This is a genomic window from Janibacter alkaliphilus, assembly GCF_013408565.1.
In the GTDB taxonomy this organism is placed as follows: domain Bacteria; phylum Actinomycetota; class Actinomycetes; order Actinomycetales; family Dermatophilaceae; genus Janibacter; species Janibacter alkaliphilus.
Window position 1 is genome coordinate 1,468,572 of record NZ_JACBZX010000001.1, and the last position, 15,140, is coordinate 1,483,711.

The window sequence follows — 15,140 nt, forward strand, 5'->3', positions numbered from 1 at the left end:
GCTTCGGGCGTACCGTCCTGTCATGAAGATCTCGGACGTGCTGCGCAGCAAGGGCTCGGACGTCGTCACCGTCCGGCCAGAGACCAGCGTCGGTGAGCTGCTCGGGGTGCTCGCCGACCACGGCATCGGAGCGGTGGTGGTCACCGGTGAGCAGGACGAGGTGGTCGGCATCGTCTCCGAGCGGGACATCGTGCGGCGGCTGCACGCCCAGGGGCGGGACGTCGTCGACGGCCCGGTCTCGGGGATCATGACCGCCGAGGTGCAGACCTGCGTCGCCGCGGACGACCTGACCAGCGTCGAGGCGACGATGACCGAGCGGCGGATCCGTCATCTGCCGGTGGTGCACGACGGCTCGCTGGTGGCCATCGTCAGCATCGGCGACGTGGTCAAGCACCGGATGCGCGACCTCACCGCCGAGCGGGACCAGCTCGAGGCCTACATCCACCAGTGAGCCGGGCTCCTGCCCACCGCGTCGCCCGCCACGCCGGGCGACGCGCCGGTGTCCCGCACCAGCCGGGAGGCACAGCCGGCTGTCAGGTTTCCCTCCGGGACCGTACAGCCGGTTGGCTCTACCCTGGAGGACATGGAGACAGAGCTCATCGGGGACGGGCGCACCCCTGAGGAGCCCGAGGACGACGCCAGCGTGCCCGGCTTCCACAAGATCGGGCCCTACCGGGTGCTGCAGCAGCTCGGTGAAGGGGGCATGGGCGTGGTCCACCTGGCCCTCGACGGCCGGGGCAAGGCGGTCGCGGTCAAGGTGCTCCGGCCGCACGTCGCCGACGACCCGGACGCCCGGGCCCGGCTGGCCCGCGAGGTGGAGACCCTCGGGCGGGTGCGCTCGCCGCGGGTGGCGCCGGTCTTCGACGCCGACCTGGAGGCCGACCAGCCCTACATCGTCACCCGCTACGTGCCCGGACCGTCGCTGGACGCCAAGGTCCGCGACGACGGCCCGCTGGGCCCGGACGAGCTGCTCCGGCTGGCCCGCGGCCTGACCGAGGCGCTGGCCGCGATCCACGAGGTCGGGGTGGTCCACCGCGACCTCAAGCCCGGCAACGTGCTGCTCCTGGACGGCGACCCGGTGGTCATCGACTTCGGCATCGCGCACGTCGCCGAGGCCTCCCGGATGACCATGACCGGCCTGGTCATGGGCACCCCGGGCTACCTCTCCCCGGAGATCGTCGAGGGCGCGGACGTCGGCCCGGAGACCGACTGGTGGGCCTGGGCGGCCACGCTGGTGCACGCCTCGACCGGCCGTCCCCCCTTCGGTCGAGGCGGCATGGAGGCGGTGCTCGCCCGGGTCTGCCGCGGCGACGCCGACCTGCGCGACGTCGACCCGGGGCTGGCCCCGCTGCTGCACGCCGCGCTCGACCCGGACCCCGCCCGCCGGCCGCGCTCGCCGGAGGTGCTCACCGCCCTGGAGGCCTACGCGCAGGGGCGCCCGGTGACCGAGGCGCTGCCCTCGCGCTCGCGGGTCATGCCGACCCAGCAGCCGGCCGGCAGCACCCGGGTGCTGCCGGCGGAGCAGGCGGCGCCGCCGGCCCGGCCGCAGACCGACCCCTGGGGCGGTCCGGTGCACCCCGCCTACCAGGCGGTGCCGCCGCCGGCCCCGCGCCCGGCACCCGCGCCCCTCCAGCCGCGACCCGGGTCCTCGGCCTGGCCGATGCCCGGGCCCGACCGGCAGGGCGACCCGCGGATCGGCCGTGCCCGGCGCAGCGACGTGCTGGCCGCCGCGCTGGCCGCGCTCGTCGCGCTGACCGCGGTGGCCCCGCTGGTGGCGCTGACCGTCGGCATCCTCTTCTCGCTGGTCGCCCGCACCGTGGACCGGTCGATGACCGCGACCGTGATGCGCCGGCACCGCCAGGGGGTGCGGCGCAGCGACACCGCGATGGCCGTGGCCGCCTCGCCCTGGCACGTCGTCATGGCCGCCCTGGCCACGCTGCTGGCGATGATCTTCCCGCTCGTCGTCGGCGGCTGCGCCACCGTGGCGGTGGCCGTGCTGCAGTCGCTCGTCGACGGCTTCGGGGTCCGGCTCGGCTCGCCGCTGCCGCTGGCCGCGGGCGGCCTCGTCGCCGCGCTGGTGGGCTGGTTCGGGCCCGCCTCGCCGTCGCTGCGCCGCGGCAGCCGCAGCCTGGCGCGCGGCGCCACGCCGTCCTCGCCGATGCGCTGGGCGGTGGTCGGCGTGCTCGTCGGCATCGCGCTGCTGCTCGTCGGTGCGATCCTCGTCGACGGCCTCGACGTCTCCTGGTGGCCGCTGGCGGAGTCGCCGCTGCCCGACGCGACCGAGCTGCCTGGTCGATGAGCGTCCCCCCACCAGGCGTGCCGGGGGCGGACGACACCCCGCTCGCCGTCCCGCAGCGACGCCCGCGACGCCGTCCCACCCTGCGCGGCGAGGCACCCACCGACACCATGCCGCTGGTCGGCTCGCTGCGCGGCACCCCCTACCGCGACCCCCGCGTCACCAAGGCGGTCGCCGAGGAGCGCTCGGCCAACGAGGCGATCGACCTGGCCCTGCGGGTGGCCGAGGTGATGCTGCGCTGCGGCGCCAGCGCCCGGACCGTCGAGGCGGCCGCGGTCGCCGTCGGCGTCGCCTCCGGCCTGGACGACATGGACGTCGACCTGACCATGCAGTCGATGCTCATCCAGTGCCGCACCTCCACCGGCGCGACCTACATGCGGCTGCGGGTGGTGCGCTCGCCCACCCAGGACTTCGGGCGGCTGTCGGCGGTGCACGCCCTGGTCGACGACCTGGTCTCCGGCGAGATCGACACAGAGCAGGCGAGCACCCGGCTGCGCGAGATCAGCCACACCCCGCGCACCTGGTCGCGCTGGATGACCGCGCTGGCGCACGGCTTCATCGGCGCCGGCGTGGCGCTCTCCCTCGGTGCCGGCTGGGTCGGCGTGCTGGTGGCCATCCTCAGCGCCGGGGCGGTCGACGGGGCGCTGCGCCTGGCGGACCGGCTGCGGCTGCCCGACTTCTACCTCGGCGCCATCGGTGGCGTCGTCTCCACGGTGGTGGCCTTCACCGCCTACGCCCTGGGCAACGCCGGCCTCGAGCTCATCCCGATGAGCTCACGGGACTTCGCCTTCGTCATGGCCGGCGGCATCGTCATGCTGCTGCCCTCGCGCTCGCTGACCTCGGCGATGGAGGACGTGCTCACCGGCTACCCGGTCACCGGGACCGCCCGGCTGCTCGAGGTCATGCTGCACACGGTCGGTCTGATCGTCGGTGTCGCGGTCGGCCTGGGGGTCTCGCTGCAGCTCGCCGGGACGCTCGACCTGGGGCTGCTGCGGCCGCCGATCGACCAGCTCGGGTACGCCTCGGCGAACCAGCAGAGCGTGCTCATCGGCTCGCTCGTCGTCGGCGTCGGCGGCACGATCCTCGCCCAGAACCGGCCCAAGATGATCGTCCCGGCCGGTCTGCTGGCGACCCTCGTCGTCTATCTGGCGACCCTGCTGGGCAGCGCCAGCGTCGGCCGGGTCACCGCCGCCGGGATCGCCGCCGTCGTGCTGGGCTTCACCGCGCGGTGGGTGGCGCTGCGGCTGGACGCGCCGCCGGTGACCCTGGCGGTCCCCGCCTCCTACGGGCTGATGCCCGGTCTGTCGATCTTCATCGGGCTGTACCAGATGGCGGACGAAGGGGAGGCCGCGCTGACCACGAGCACGGACAGCGGCCTGGTCTCGGTGCTGCTGGCCCTCGGTGTGATCTTCGCCATCGCCACCGGCACCACCCTCGGCGAGCTGCTGGCCGCCCCGCTGGACCGGACGGTGGCGATGCGTCGTCGCCAGGTCGCCCCTGGTCAGCGGCCCGCGGCGGTGGGCTACTCCCAGGCGCCCGCGGGGGAGCGGGCCTCTGCCGAGCCGGATCCGGAGGGCTGGTCGAGCTGACCGCGGGACGACCGTCCTGGCCGTGACCGTCGGCGGCAGGCGCCCGTCGGTCGGGTGCTCGGGCCGGTGCCCGCCTGGGTATCTCAGGGTCGTTGGGCCCGGCCCCGCGGCCGAGCGTGTTGACCTTCTAGGTCACGGGACGGTAACGTCGCCGCCGGTCGCGACCGAGAGCGTCGGGCCGCCTCCCCTGAATCACCCCTGGAAGGACCCCTTCTCGCATGTTCTACGCGCCCAAGCACGCCAAGGTCGCGCCGACGTCGCCGACCCGTCGCCGGGTCGCGGGTGTGGCCCTCGCCGGTGCCACCGCCACCGCGGGCACCGTCGCCACCGCCGCCTCCGCCTCCGCCACCACGTCCGCTCCCTCGGCCTCGACCGCCTCGAGCGCCGCCACCGCGAACGTCTGGGACCGCGTCGCCGCCTGCGAGAGCGGGGGCAACTGGTCGATCAACACCGGTAACGGCTTCTACGGCGGTCTGCAGTTCACCGCGCAGACCTGGCGCGGCTTCGGCGGCGCCCGCTACGCCCCCTACGCCCACCAGGCCTCGAAGTCGGAGCAGATCACCATCGCCAAGAAGGTGCTGCGCGGGCAGGGCCCCGGCGCCTGGCCGGTCTGCTCCCGGCGTGCGGGTCTGACCACCGCCAACGGGCTCGCCGCCAGCAGCGGCAGCAGCACCTCCTCCCGCTCGACCTCCCGGGTGAGCCTGACCTCCGGTCGGCTGACCGAGGACGGCCAGCTCGGCGCCCGCACCAAGGCCGCCATCGAGGAGTGGATCGGTGCGCCGACCGACGGTCGCCTCGGCACCAAGTGGGACATCCACCGCCTGCAGCGTGAGGTCGGCGTCCCGCAGTCCGAGCGCAACGGCTGGATGCACAAGCGTTCCTTCGTGCTCAAGCTGCAGAAGCGCTTCGGCGCCACCCAGAACGGCGTCTGGGGCCAGGAGCTCACCCGCGAGATGCAGGAGTACCTGAACTGGAAGCTCGCCCGCCGCTGAGCCCGGCCGCAGCCACCTGCACCCACGAAGGGGGCCCGCACCGTCACGGTGCGGGCCCCCTTCGCCGTCCCCTCCCGCGCTCCCCTTCACCGCACCCACGACGACCCGGCTACCACGCAGTAAGTGCTGTGATCACGACACTTACTGCGTGGTAGCTCGGTCTCTGGGCGAGGGTGCGAACGGGGCTGGAGCGGCTGGAGTTACAGGTCTGTATTTATGTGGCAACTGTTGTTTGTGTGACGTGAGGGTCTCTAGCGTCGTGCGGCGGCGGCACCCGTGTGCCGCTGACTGCCCCTGACGACGAAGGACGCCACATGCTCAGCACCAACGACTTCCCTGATCGCCGCGCGCCGCGGATCGGCCGGCGTGCTCGGATCGCCGCCGGCGCCCTCGGTGTGGTCGGGCTGGCCGCCGGTGGCATCACCGTCGCCTCCAACGCTGGCGCCTCGGACACGGTCTGGGACCGGGTGGCCATGTGCGAGAGCACCGGCAACTGGTCGATCAACACCGGCAACGGCTACTACGGCGGCCTGCAGTTCTCCTTCCAGACGTGGAAGGGGTTCGGCGGCCAGCGCTACGCCTACACCGCCGACCGGGCGAGCAAGGCCCAGCAGATCGCCATCGCCCAGGAGGTCCTCAAGGTGCAGGGCCCCGGCGCCTGGCCGGTCTGCTCGGTGCGCGCCGGGCTGACCCGCAGCAACGGCCTCGCGGTCAACCCGTGGACCGGTGGCCAGCGCCCCTCGCGGGACAGCGGCCGCACCACGGTGAGCACCAACGGCGAGCTCGCCGTCGACGGGATCCGCGGGCCGAAGACCAACGCCGGCATCGAGCGCTGGATCGGCGCCTCGCCGGACGGCGTGCTCAGCTCCAACGACAACCGCCTGCTGCAGCGCAAGCTCGGCGTCGGCCAGGACGGGATCGTCGGCCCGGTCACCACGAAGGCCCTGCAGCGGCGGGTCGGCTCGTCCCCTGACGGCGCCTGGGGCCCGAAGACCACCGCGGCGCTGCAGCGCTACCTCAACCGGAACGTGCTCTGAGCCGGACGGGCACCGACCACCAGGGAGCGGTCCTGCCGACCCGGCAGGCGTGACGGCAGGCATGACGACGGGCGTGGTCAGGCTCGATAGCATCGAGCCTGGCCACGCCTGTCGTGCGTGGTCACGCTGGCGTGGCGCAACCGGTAGCGCACCTGTCTTGTAAACAGGTGGTTGGGGGTTCGAGTCCCCCCGCCAGCTCCGGAAGGGGGCGCCTGCCCCGGGTCGGCCGGCAGGCCGAGCCGCCGCCTCAGGCCAGGCCGAACAACCGCCCCAGCGCGGCCGCCCCGGCACCGGCGAGGACGACGACGAGGAAGGGCGCCCGCAGCACCAGCGCCACGACCGCGGCCCCCAGCGCCAGCAGCCGGGCGTCGAGCACGACGGCCTGGCCGTCGCCGACGGCGTTCATCGTCACCAGCGAGGCCAGCAGGCCGACGGTCATGCACGCCGAGACCCGGACGATCTCCGGCCGCTCGAGCACCCGCTGCGGCACGAGGTAGCCGGCGAGCTTGGTGACGTAGGCCAGCGCGCTGGCCGCGAGGATCCACAGCAGGCTCATCAGGCCACCCGCTCGCGCCGCGACCAGCCGATCGCGCCGGCCACGGCGGCGGCGACGATGATCGGCACCCCCGGCGGCAGCAGCGGCAGGCAGACCACGGTGACCACCGCGCAGACCGCGGCGATCGCCCACGGCTCCCGGCCGTGCAGCCGTGGCCACAGCAGCCCCGTGAAGGCGGCCACCGCCGCCCCGTCATGGCCCCACTGCTTCGGGTCGCCGAGCGCGTCGCCGGCCAGGGCCCCGACGAGGGTCATGAGGTTCCACAGCGCGAAGACCCCGAGCCCGGCGGTCCAGAAGCCGCGGATCTGCTCCTCGCGCTCCTCCTGGGCGAGCCCGGTCGCGGTCGACTCGTCGATCGTCACGTGCGCCGCGAGCAGCCGTCGCCAGCCGCTGGGGCGCAGGAAGGCGTTGACCTGCATCCCGTAGATGCCGTTGCGCAGGCCGAGCAGGCTGGCCGCGCCGAGCGCCGAGGCCGGGGTGCCGCCACCGCCGATGACCCCGATGTAGGCGAACTGCGAGCCGCCAGTGAACATCAGCAGGCTGAGCGCGCAGGTCTCCAGCACGGAGAGGCCGTTGGCGACCCCGAGCGCGCCGAAGGAGATGCCGTACGCCCCGGTCGCGACGGCGATGGACAGCCCGGCGCGGACGGCGGGGCTGCTGCGGTCGAGGGTCGTGGCGGTCACGGGTCTAGACTGACCACCATGCCAAGCGTTCGTCAAGCCGAACACCATGATCGCCATGGAGAACGAGGTGACGCGGTGGCCCGGCTGGCCGCCGCGGTGCGGACCGAGCGCGAACGGGCCGGCCTGAGCCTGTCCGAGCTGGCCCGCCGCGCCGACGTGGCGAAGTCGAGCCTCTCCACCCTGGAGTCTGGGCAGGGCAACCCCGGCGTGGAGACGGTCTGGGCGCTGGCCACCGCGCTGGGGGTCCCCTTCGCCGCGCTCATCGACCCGCCGGAGCCGGAGCGCCAGCTGGTCCGCGCCGGGGACGGCGAGGTGACCTGGTCGGAGTCGGCCGAGTACGCCGCGCTGGTGCTCTCGCACAGCCCGCCGCAGGTGCGGCGCGACATCTACCGGATCGACGCCGAGCCGGGCCGGGTCAAGCGCTCGGCGGCCCACGCCGCCGGCACCGTTGAGCACGTCGTGCTGGTCAACGGCCGCGCGCGGGTCGGTGAGGTGGACGCGCTCGTCGAGCTCGGTCCCGGCGACTACTACCGCTACCCCGGCGACGTGCCGCACGACTTCGAGGCGCTGCAGCCGGGCACCAGCGCGGTGATGATCTCCCAGCAGCGCTGACGGCCCACGACCGGCTCAGCCGCCGAGGTGCTCGGCCATCGAGTCGCGCAGCGCCTCCTCGTCGTCGGTGACCAGGGCGCTGGCCCCGTCGCGCTCGGCGGCGACCGTCATCCCGTCGGGCACCTGGTCGGCCGGGATCCCGATGACCACGTCGATCTCACCGCGCTCCGCCGCGGCGGCCAGGGCGTCCGGCTCGCCCACCTGCCAGGTGGGCTCGGCGCCGATCGACTCGGCGTAGCCGGTGATCGCGTCGGCGAGGCCGCCGGTGACCTCGCCCCCTTCGCCAGGAACCACCGCCGGCGGGCTGTCCACCGCCCCGACGGTGAGGATGCCGGTGCTCTCCGCCCGCCCCAGCGCACCCGGCGAGGACGAGCAGGCGACGACCGTCAGCAGCAGGGTGAGCGCGGCGGCGCGCAGGGCAGGACGCATGGCGCCATCATCCCCGACGAGCCTCAGGAGGCCTCGCCGTTGGGGTGGGCGATCCGCACCCGGTTGCGGGCGAAGCCGTGGTCGATGCCCCAGAGCACCGCCTGGCTGCGCGAGGTCACCCCCATGGTCCGGTAGGCCGAGCGGATGTAGGACTTCACCGAGTTGATGCTCAGGTAGGCGCGGGTGGCGATCTCCTGGTTGCTCAGCCCGTCGGTGATCAGCGCGACCACCTCCGACTCGCGCGCGGTCAGCCCCTCCCGCTGCCCGGGCCAGGAGACACCCTCGGCCGGGGTGTCGTCCTCGTCGTGGATGAGATCGAGTAGCACCTCGCCGGCGTGGATCCGCTCCAGCGCCCGCACCAAGGCGCCGGCCTCGATCCCCTTCGGCAGCGCCGCCTCGATGCCGCGCCGACGGGCGTCGGCGACGAGCTCGGGGGTGAGCACCCAGGTGTAGAGCACGGTGCGCCGGACGCGGGGGTTGCGGATGACGTCGTCGACGCTGTCGTCCTCCAGCGCGGGGGTGGAGAAGGTGTCATACAGCGCGATGTCGACCTCGCGGATCACCCCGGCGTCGGAGTCCATCTCGACGATCTGGACGCGGTCGCCGAAGGGCGCGAGCATGGCGGCGATGCCACGGACCACGACCTCGTAGTCGTTGACCACGGCGAGCCGGATGGGGGACGCGGGCTCGGTCACGCCTCCACGGTACTCCGCACCGGATGGTGGACGCCTCAACCGGGTGGGCCCGGCCATCGCCGCGTCCTCTCCCGGGCTCCGGGGGTGAGGGCGCCCGCCGACGCCCAGGTCTAGGCTCGACCCGTGAGCGAGATCACCCAGCAGCGCATCCTGACCACCGCGATCCCGGGCCCCCGGTCCGCCGAGCTGCACGCCCGCAAGGCCGCCACGGTGGCTGCCGGCGTCGCCCCCGGGCTGCCGGTCTACGTCGAACGGGCGGCCGGCGGGGTGCTCCGTGACGTCGACGGCAACCAGCTCATCGACCTCGGCTCGGGCATCGCCGTGACCACGGTCGGCAACGGCAACCCGCGGGTGGTCGAGGCGGTCCAGCGCCAGGTCGCCGACTTCACCCACACGTGCTTCATGGTGACCCCCTACGAGGAGTACCTGCAGGTGTGCGAGCAGCTCGCTGCACGCACCCCGGGGGAGCACGAGAAGCGCACCGCCCTCTTCAACTCCGGCGCGGAGGCGGTGGAGAACGCGGTGAAGGTCGCCCGGGTCACCACCGGCCGGCAGGCGGTGCTCGCCTTCGAGCACGGCTACCACGGCCGGACCAACCTCACCATGGCCCTGACCGCCAAGAACATGCCCTACAAGCAGGGCTTCGGCCCCTTCGCCGGCGAGGTCTACCGCGCGCCGATGGCCTACCCCTACCGGTGGCCGACCGGGGAGAAGCAGTGCGCCCAGGAGGCCTACGACGCCTTCGCCAGCATGGTAACCACCCAGGTCGGCGCCGAGAACGTCGCCGCCGTGGTGGTCGAGCCGATCCAGGGCGAAGGGGGTTTCATCGTCCCGCCGGAGGGATGGCTGGCCCGGATCCGGGACTTCTGCACCGAGCACGGGATCGTGCTCATCGCCGACGAGGTGCAGTCCGGCTTCTGCCGCACCGGCGACTGGTTCGCCTGCGACCACGAAGGGGTGGTCCCCGACCTCATCACCACGGCGAAGGGGATCGCCGGCGGGATGCCGCTGGCCGCGGTCACCGGCCGGGCCGAGCTCATGGACGCCGTGCACCCCGGCGGGCTGGGCGGCACCTACGGCGGCAACCCGGTGGCCTGCGCCGCGGCGCTGGCGTCGATCGAGACGATGGCCGCCGACGACCTCGCCAGTCGGGCCCGGGAGATCGAGGCGCTCATGCGCCCGCGCCTGGAGGCGCTGGCCGACCGCACCGGGATCGTCGGCGAGATCCGCGGCCGCGGCGCGATGCTGGCCGTCGAGCTCGTCGAGGACCTCGACCTGCGCACCCCCGCGCCGCAGCTGGCCGCGGCGATCAACCGGGCCTGCCACGAGCGGGGCGTGGTCACCCTCACCGCCGGGACCTTCGGCAACGTCTTCCGCTTCCTGCCGCCGCTGACCATCACCGACGCGCTGCTCACCGAGGCGATGGACGTCCTCGACGAGGCGGTCGACCAGGTGCTCGCCGCCCGCTGACCCACCCGGCGCCGGGCCTCGTGCGCAACTGCCCGGGCAAATGTCGGGCCCTGTGCGCAACTGCCCGGGCAAATTGCGGGCCCTGTGCGCAACTGCCCGGGCAGTTTCTCTGGAGTGTGCCGCGCACGGTCAGTACTTGTCTTCCGCAGTACTTGTCATTGTATAGTACTGGCCATAGTATCGACGCATGCCCGGACACGACCCGCAGATGCTCAAGGGGGTTCTCGCGCTGCTGCTGCTGCAGCTGCTCGAGCGCGAGGACGCCTACGGCTACGCGGTCGTCGTCCGGCTTCGTGAGGCCGGCATCACCGAGCTGGCCGAGGGCAGCGTCTACCCGGCGCTGACCCGGATGCAGCAGGCCGGCTGGCTGGAGTCCTATCTCGAGGCCTCCGGGTCCGGCCCGGCGCGCAAGTACTACCGGATCACCGACGCGGGACGGGCCGAGCTCACCGAGCGCCGGGCCGCCTGGGGTCGGCTGCAGCAGACCGTCCGCACCGTTCTCGAGACGAAGGGGTCGTCATGAGTGCACTGGACACCGTCCGCCGAGAGATGCTGATCAACCGGTTCTCCGGCTGGCTCGAGTACTACGGGGTGCCGCGGCGACAGCGCCGGGCCGAGTGCGCCGAGCTGCGCGGCAACCTCGACCAGGCGATCGCCGCCGAGGGCTACCGGGCCGCGGCCGACAACCTCGGCCATCCCCGCGACCTCGCCCGGGCCGTCGGGGAGGGCTTCGCCTCTCGTCCGCGCTGGGTGCTCGGCCTCTACGCCCTGCTCGCGGTCGTCGTGGTGCAGACCCTGGCGCTGATGGGCACCATGATCGCCTTCGCGGGCGGCGTCGAGGCCAGCGGTGTCACCGGCCGGGAGGTCTCCGGCAGCGTCTTCCCGTGGGTCGGCGCGACCTTCTTCTACGAGGAGAGCGGCGAGACCCTCTCCCTCGGGGTGGACTGGCCCTGGCTGTGGCCGATCACCCTGCCGCTGCTGGCCTGGTTCGTCACCGCCCGTCCCTGGCGTCTGCTCACCAGGCGAGACGCTACCCACTCCTAGCAGGCGTAGTACTACCTGATGTAGTACGGTCGCACGGTCAGTCAGAGGTCGTGTCCACCTCCCCCCGATCCACGACCTGCTGGCCATCGACCGGCGGTCACCGGCTCCTCTGGGGGACAGGGGGCCGGTGGCCGCCACCTTCGTCTCCGGGCGCCGCGGCGCTGAGAGGTTCGACTGGGACGTCGCGGCCGGGCGCTCCCGACCGGACGCCGGTCACCGCCGTGGACTAGCGTCGTGCCCGGACCGACCGGACCGCGGCCGGCGACGAGACGAGGTGCGATGCGCGCAGGCACGACCGCGTGGCTGACGCAGCGCACCCGCACGCACACCGACTGGTCCCTGGCTGAGCTGCTCGCCGCCAAGACGGACTCCGACCACCGGGTCAGCGTGGTCATCCCGGCCAAGGACGAGGCAGCCACCGTCGGCGAGGTCGTCGCCGGGATCCGCGCCGCGCTCATCGACGACGCGACCGCCGACCTCGGCGCGCCGCTCGTCGACGAGCTCGTGGTCATCGACTCGGACTCCGAGGACGGGACGGCCACGGTGGCCCGTGAGCACGGTGCCGAGGTCTACCGCAGCGAGGCCGTCCGCCCCGAGCTCGGCAGCCACCCGGGCAAGGGCGAGGCGTTGTGGAAGTCGCTCTTCGTCAGCACCGGCGACCTGCTCGTCTTCGTCGACGCCGACCTGCGGCTCTGGGGGCCGCACTTCGTCACCGGGCTGCTCGGGCCGCTGCTGACCACACCGCACGTGCAGCTGGTCAAGGGCTTCTACGACCGGGTCCTCGACCACGGCGACGGCCGCCCCAGCACCGAAGGGGGACGGGTCACCGAGCTCGTCGCCCGACCTGTGCTCGACCTCTGGTGGCCGGACCTGGCCGGGGTGATCCAGCCGCTGGCCGGCGAGTGGGCCGCCCGCCGGGAGCTCATGGACGCGTTGTCGCTGCCCACCGGCTACGGCGTCGAGATCGCGACGCTCATCGACACCTACGAGCGGCACGGGCTGCACGCCGTCGCCCAGGTCGACCTGGGGGCTCGCGCCCACGAGCACCAGAAGGACCACGACCTCGCGGTGATGGCCGCCGAGCTGCTCGCCGTGGCCCGGGCGCGCTGCGACGGCGCGACCCCTCCCGGGGACCGGCTGGAGCAGCACACCCGCGACGGTGGCTGGCGCTCGCGACCGGTCCCGCTGCTCACCCGACCGCCGGCCGGCCCGCTGCGCGCCGAGACCGACCCGGGACCGGCCGGCGCCGCGGTCCCGGTCGGGGTCGAGCCGCGATGACCCTGCGGCTCGGGCGGGGCAGCTTCGTCGACACCGACCTGCTCGTCATGGCGATCGTCAACCGCACCCCGGACTCCTTCTACGACCGGGGCGCCACCTTCGCCGACGAGGCGGCGATGGCCCGCGTGGACGAAGCCGTCGCGCACGGCGCCGACCTCGTCGACATCGGCGGGGTGAAGGCGGCGCCCGGCGGCGACGTCGGGGTCGCCGAGGAGATCGACCGGGTGGCCGGCTTCGTCGCGGCCGTCCGGGAGCGCCACCCCGAGCTCGTCATCAGCGTCGACACCTGGCGCCACGAGGTGGCCCAGGAGGTCTGCGCCGCCGGCGCGGACGTTCTCAACGACGCCTGGGGCGGGGTCGACCCCGGGCTGCTCGACGTCGCGGCGGCCCACGACGCCGCCGTGGTGTGCACGCACACCGGCGGGGCCGCGGTGCGCACCCGCCCCTTCCGCACGACGTACGCCCAGGACGTCGTCGCCGACGTCCGCGACGGGGTGCTCGACTACGCCCGGCGGGCCCTGGAGGCCGGGGTCGCCCCGGAGTCGATCCTCATCGACCCCGCCCACGACTTCGGCAAGAACACCCACCACACCCTCGAGGTGACCCGGCGCCTCGACGAGCTCGTCGGCACCGGCTGGCCGGTGCTCGTCTCGCTGTCGAACAAGGACTTCGTCGGCGAGACCCTCGACCGGCCGGTGGACCAGCGGGTGGTCGGCACCCTGGCCACCACCGCCGTCTCGGCGTGGCTCGGTGCCCGCGTCTTCCGGGTGCACGAGGTGGCCGAGACCCGGCAGACGTTGGACATGGTGGCCACGCTGCGCGGCGAGCGGCCCCCGGCCCGGACGATGCGGGGGCTGGCATGAGCCTGGTCGCGGCGGCCGTCGTACCGGCGGCGCCGGCCCTCATCCCCGGCCTCGGTGGCGCCGCCGACCCGCTCGCCGAGGTGCGCGAGGTGGCCCGCAACGCGGTCGCCGACGCCGTGGCCGAAGGGGGAACCGACCCGTACGTCGTCGTCGTCTCGAGCGTCGAGGCGAGCCTTCTAGGAGGCAGGACCGTCCGGCGCTGGGCCATCGGTGCCCCGTCGGGGGCCGGCCGCTTCCTCGGCACCGGCGCCCCCGACCGGGCGCTCCCGGCCGGGCTGGAGATCGGCCGGATGCTGCTGCCCGAGGGGCTGGAGGCGGAGCTGCTGGGCGTCGCCCAGGACGCCGGTACCCAGGAGTGCCTGACCGTCGGGCGGCACCAGACCGATGGCGCGGACACGGTGCTGATCGTCGTCGCCGACGGCTCGGCCACCCGCACCGAGAAGGCACCCGGTCACCTCGACCCGAGGGCGGAGGGATTCGACGCCGGGCTGGCCCGGGCCCTGGCCGAGGTCGACGGGCGGGCGCTCGCGGACCTCGACCCGGAGCCCGCCGAGGCGCTGTGGTGCCGAGGGAGGGCCGCCCTCCAGGTGCTCGCCGGTGCGCTCGCCGCGGGATCCGGCGCGGGAGCCGGTGCGGACCCGAGATCCGGTGCGGATCTTGGGCCCGGCGGCCGGTCGCGGCTGCGGGGTGAGGTGCTGCTGGACGAGGCGCCCTTCGGCGTCGGCTACCTCGTCGCCACCTGGCGCTGAGGCCGGCTCAGCGCGGCGGCATCCGCAGCGCGCCGTCGAGACGGATGACCTCGCCGTTGAGCATGCCGTTGGCCACGACGTGCCCGACGAGCTCGCCGTACTCCGGGGGCTGGCCCAGCCGGGAGGGGTGCGGGATGCCGGCGGCCAGCGCGGCGGTGGCCTCCTCGGGCAGCCCGGCGAGCATCGGGGTCATGAAGGTGCCCGGCGCGATGGTCACCACCCGCACCGCCTTGTCCGCGAGGTCGCGCGCGGCCGGCAGGGTGAGCCCGACGACTCCACCCTTGCTCGAGGCGTAGGCGGCCTGGCCGATCTGCCCGTCGTAGGCGGCGATCGAGGCGGTCATGACGACGACGCCGCGGTCGCCGTCGACCGGCTCGAGCTCGGCCATCGCGGCCGCCGCCAGCCGCAGCGTGTTGAAGGTGCCGATGAGGTTGACCTCGATGACCTTCCGGTAGTCGGCCAGCACGTGCGGACCGCGCTTGCCGACGACCCGCCCCGGGGTGCCGATCCCGGCGCAGGTCACCGCGATCCGCAGCTCCCCGAGCTCGCCGGCGGCGTCCACCGCGGCCTGGACCTGGTCCTCGTCGGTGACGTCCGCCGCGACGAAGCGGGCCCGGTCGCCGAGCTCGGCGGCGAGCTCGTCCCCCTTCGCCCCGGGGAGGTCGACGATGACGACGGCGGCACCGGCGCCGTGCAGGTGCCGCACGGTGGCCTCTCCGAGCCCGGAGGCTCCACCGGTGACGAGGGCGACGGTCGAGTCGGTGATCTGCATGCCGCTGAGCATAGTGACGACCACCACAGGGCCCTCGACCGCGTCGGGATACCTCCACCCAGGGTGGTGGGGACT

The 15,140-nt window shown here is 74.0% G+C and carries 17 protein-coding genes and 1 tRNA gene; 13 read left to right on the forward strand and 5 right to left on the reverse strand.

The genetic code is table 11. The features are described from left to right. The first annotated feature begins 22 nt into the window (after window positions 1-22). From BJY28_RS07160 to BJY28_RS07185, 6 genes are all read left to right on the forward strand, one after another. Window positions 23-451 carry a CBS domain-containing protein gene (locus BJY28_RS07160; RefSeq protein WP_179462400.1) on the forward strand — a complete coding sequence of 143 codons (429 nt, stop codon included), beginning with the start codon at window positions 23-25 and terminating at the stop codon, window positions 449-451. 132 nt (window positions 452-583) lie between these two features. Then, on the forward strand, window positions 584-2,299 hold the full coding sequence (locus BJY28_RS07165; RefSeq protein ID WP_179462401.1) for a serine/threonine-protein kinase: 1,716 nt from the start codon (window positions 584-586) through the stop codon (window positions 2,297-2,299). Then, window positions 2,296-3,885, forward strand: a complete 1,590-nt coding sequence (locus BJY28_RS07170) for a threonine/serine exporter family protein (protein ID WP_179462402.1) — start codon at window positions 2,296-2,298, stop codon at window positions 3,883-3,885. The genes BJY28_RS07165 and BJY28_RS07170 overlap by 4 nt, the downstream gene beginning before the upstream one ends. A 218-nt stretch (window positions 3,886-4,103) precedes the next feature. Continuing rightward, window positions 4,104-4,877 (forward strand): transglycosylase family protein, encoded by a 774-nt coding sequence (locus tag BJY28_RS16595; RefSeq protein WP_179462403.1) that lies wholly within the window; start codon window positions 4,104-4,106, stop codon window positions 4,875-4,877. A gap of 314 nt (window positions 4,878-5,191) precedes the next feature. Then, window positions 5,192-5,914: a transglycosylase family protein gene (locus BJY28_RS16600; RefSeq protein ID WP_179462404.1), complete on the forward strand. Its 723-nt coding sequence runs from the start codon at window positions 5,192-5,194 to the stop codon at window positions 5,912-5,914. 125 nt (window positions 5,915-6,039) lie between these two features. Next, window positions 6,040-6,112, forward strand: a tRNA-Thr gene (locus tag BJY28_RS07185). A 49-nt stretch (window positions 6,113-6,161) separates the two neighbouring features. Here the strand turns inward: BJY28_RS07185 and BJY28_RS07190 are convergent. Both BJY28_RS07190 and BJY28_RS07195 read right to left on the reverse strand, forming a co-directional pair. Continuing rightward, window positions 6,162-6,470, reverse strand: a complete 309-nt coding sequence (locus BJY28_RS07190) for an AzlD domain-containing protein (protein WP_179462405.1) — start codon at window positions 6,468-6,470, stop codon at window positions 6,162-6,164. Further along, on the reverse strand, window positions 6,470-7,153 hold the full coding sequence (locus BJY28_RS07195; protein WP_343037003.1) for an AzlC family ABC transporter permease: 684 nt from the start codon (window positions 7,151-7,153) through the stop codon (window positions 6,470-6,472). Before BJY28_RS07195 ends, BJY28_RS07190 begins: the two co-directional genes overlap by 1 nt. A 75-nt stretch (window positions 7,154-7,228) precedes the next feature. On the opposite strand from BJY28_RS07195, the gene BJY28_RS07200 reads away from it, so the two are divergent. Further along, entirely contained in the window at window positions 7,229-7,765 is a 537-nt protein-coding gene (locus BJY28_RS07200; protein WP_343037004.1) for a helix-turn-helix domain-containing protein, read from the forward strand. Between the two features lie 15 nt (window positions 7,766-7,780). On the opposite strand, the gene BJY28_RS07205 is transcribed toward BJY28_RS07200, so the two are convergent. Both BJY28_RS07205 and BJY28_RS07210 read right to left on the reverse strand, forming a co-directional pair. After that, window positions 7,781-8,194, reverse strand: a complete 414-nt coding sequence (locus BJY28_RS07205) for a type 2 periplasmic-binding domain-containing protein (RefSeq protein WP_179462408.1) — start codon at window positions 8,192-8,194, stop codon at window positions 7,781-7,783. Window positions 8,195-8,217: 23 nt separating this feature from the next. Beyond that, window positions 8,218-8,889 carry a response regulator transcription factor gene (locus BJY28_RS07210; protein ID WP_343037005.1) on the reverse strand — a complete coding sequence of 224 codons (672 nt, stop codon included), beginning with the start codon at window positions 8,887-8,889 and terminating at the stop codon, window positions 8,218-8,220. 123 nt (window positions 8,890-9,012) lie between these two features. Between BJY28_RS07210 and gabT the strand changes: the two genes are divergently transcribed. The 6 genes from gabT to BJY28_RS07240 all read left to right on the forward strand — a co-directional run bounded on the left by gabT (window position 9,013) and on the right by BJY28_RS07240 (window position 14,293). Further along, window positions 9,013-10,359 carry a 4-aminobutyrate--2-oxoglutarate transaminase gene (gabT, locus tag BJY28_RS07215; protein ID WP_179462410.1) on the forward strand — a complete coding sequence of 449 codons (1,347 nt, stop codon included), beginning with the start codon at window positions 9,013-9,015 and terminating at the stop codon, window positions 10,357-10,359. A gap of 187 nt (window positions 10,360-10,546) precedes the next feature. Next, a complete protein-coding gene (locus tag BJY28_RS07220; protein ID WP_179462411.1) occupies window positions 10,547-10,882 on the forward strand; it encodes a PadR family transcriptional regulator in 336 nt (111 codons plus the stop codon). Next, window positions 10,879-11,403 carry a hypothetical protein gene (locus BJY28_RS07225; protein WP_179462412.1) on the forward strand — a complete coding sequence of 175 codons (525 nt, stop codon included), beginning with the start codon at window positions 10,879-10,881 and terminating at the stop codon, window positions 11,401-11,403. Before BJY28_RS07220 ends, BJY28_RS07225 begins: the two co-directional genes overlap by 4 nt. Before the next feature lie 279 nt (window positions 11,404-11,682). Next, the gene (locus BJY28_RS07230; protein WP_179462413.1) at window positions 11,683-12,681 is read left to right on the forward strand and encodes a glucosyl-3-phosphoglycerate synthase; all 999 of its coding nucleotides are present in this window, start codon (window positions 11,683-11,685) and stop codon (window positions 12,679-12,681) included. Further along, entirely contained in the window at window positions 12,678-13,544 is an 867-nt protein-coding gene (gene folP / locus BJY28_RS07235; protein WP_179462414.1) for a dihydropteroate synthase, read from the forward strand. The genes BJY28_RS07230 and folP overlap by 4 nt, the downstream gene beginning before the upstream one ends. Further along, window positions 13,541-14,293, forward strand: coding sequence for a class III extradiol ring-cleavage dioxygenase family protein (locus tag BJY28_RS07240; protein WP_179462415.1), 753 nt, complete (start codon window positions 13,541-13,543; stop codon window positions 14,291-14,293). Before folP ends, BJY28_RS07240 begins: the two co-directional genes overlap by 4 nt. A 7-nt stretch (window positions 14,294-14,300) precedes the next feature. Here BJY28_RS07240 and BJY28_RS07245 read toward each other — a convergent pair whose 3' ends face one another. Beyond that, entirely contained in the window at window positions 14,301-15,065 is a 765-nt protein-coding gene (locus BJY28_RS07245) for an SDR family NAD(P)-dependent oxidoreductase (RefSeq protein WP_179462416.1), read from the reverse strand. Window positions 15,066-15,140: the final 75 nt, after the last annotated feature.

Bases quoted from the DNA above. Each gene is read 5' to 3' on its own strand.
- BJY28_RS07160 (WP_179462400.1), top strand. From the start codon at position 23: ATGAAGATCTCGGACGTGCTGCGCAGCAAGGGCTCGGACGTCGTCACC.
- BJY28_RS07165 (WP_179462401.1), top strand. From the start codon at position 584: ATGGAGACAGAGCTCATCGGGGACGGGCGCACCCCTGAGGAGCCCGAG.
- BJY28_RS07170 (WP_179462402.1), top strand. From the start codon at position 2,296: ATGAGCGTCCCCCCACCAGGCGTGCCGGGGGCGGACGACACCCCGCTC.
- BJY28_RS16595 (WP_179462403.1), top strand. From the start codon at position 4,104: ATGTTCTACGCGCCCAAGCACGCCAAGGTCGCGCCGACGTCGCCGACC.
- BJY28_RS16600 (WP_179462404.1), top strand. From the start codon at position 5,192: ATGCTCAGCACCAACGACTTCCCTGATCGCCGCGCGCCGCGGATCGGC.
- BJY28_RS07190 (WP_179462405.1), bottom strand. From the start codon at position 6,470: ATGAGCCTGCTGTGGATCCTCGCGGCCAGCGCGCTGGCCTACGTCACC.
- BJY28_RS07205 (WP_179462408.1), bottom strand. From the start codon at position 8,194: ATGCGTCCTGCCCTGCGCGCCGCCGCGCTCACCCTGCTGCTGACGGTC.
- BJY28_RS07220 (WP_179462411.1), top strand. From the start codon at position 10,547: ATGCCCGGACACGACCCGCAGATGCTCAAGGGGGTTCTCGCGCTGCTG.
- BJY28_RS07225 (WP_179462412.1), top strand. From the start codon at position 10,879: ATGAGTGCACTGGACACCGTCCGCCGAGAGATGCTGATCAACCGGTTC.
- BJY28_RS07230 (WP_179462413.1), top strand. From the start codon at position 11,683: ATGCGCGCAGGCACGACCGCGTGGCTGACGCAGCGCACCCGCACGCAC.
- folP (WP_179462414.1), top strand. From the start codon at position 12,678: ATGACCCTGCGGCTCGGGCGGGGCAGCTTCGTCGACACCGACCTGCTC.
- BJY28_RS07240 (WP_179462415.1), top strand. From the start codon at position 13,541: ATGAGCCTGGTCGCGGCGGCCGTCGTACCGGCGGCGCCGGCCCTCATC.
- BJY28_RS07245 (WP_179462416.1), bottom strand. From the start codon at position 15,065: ATGCAGATCACCGACTCGACCGTCGCCCTCGTCACCGGTGGAGCCTCC.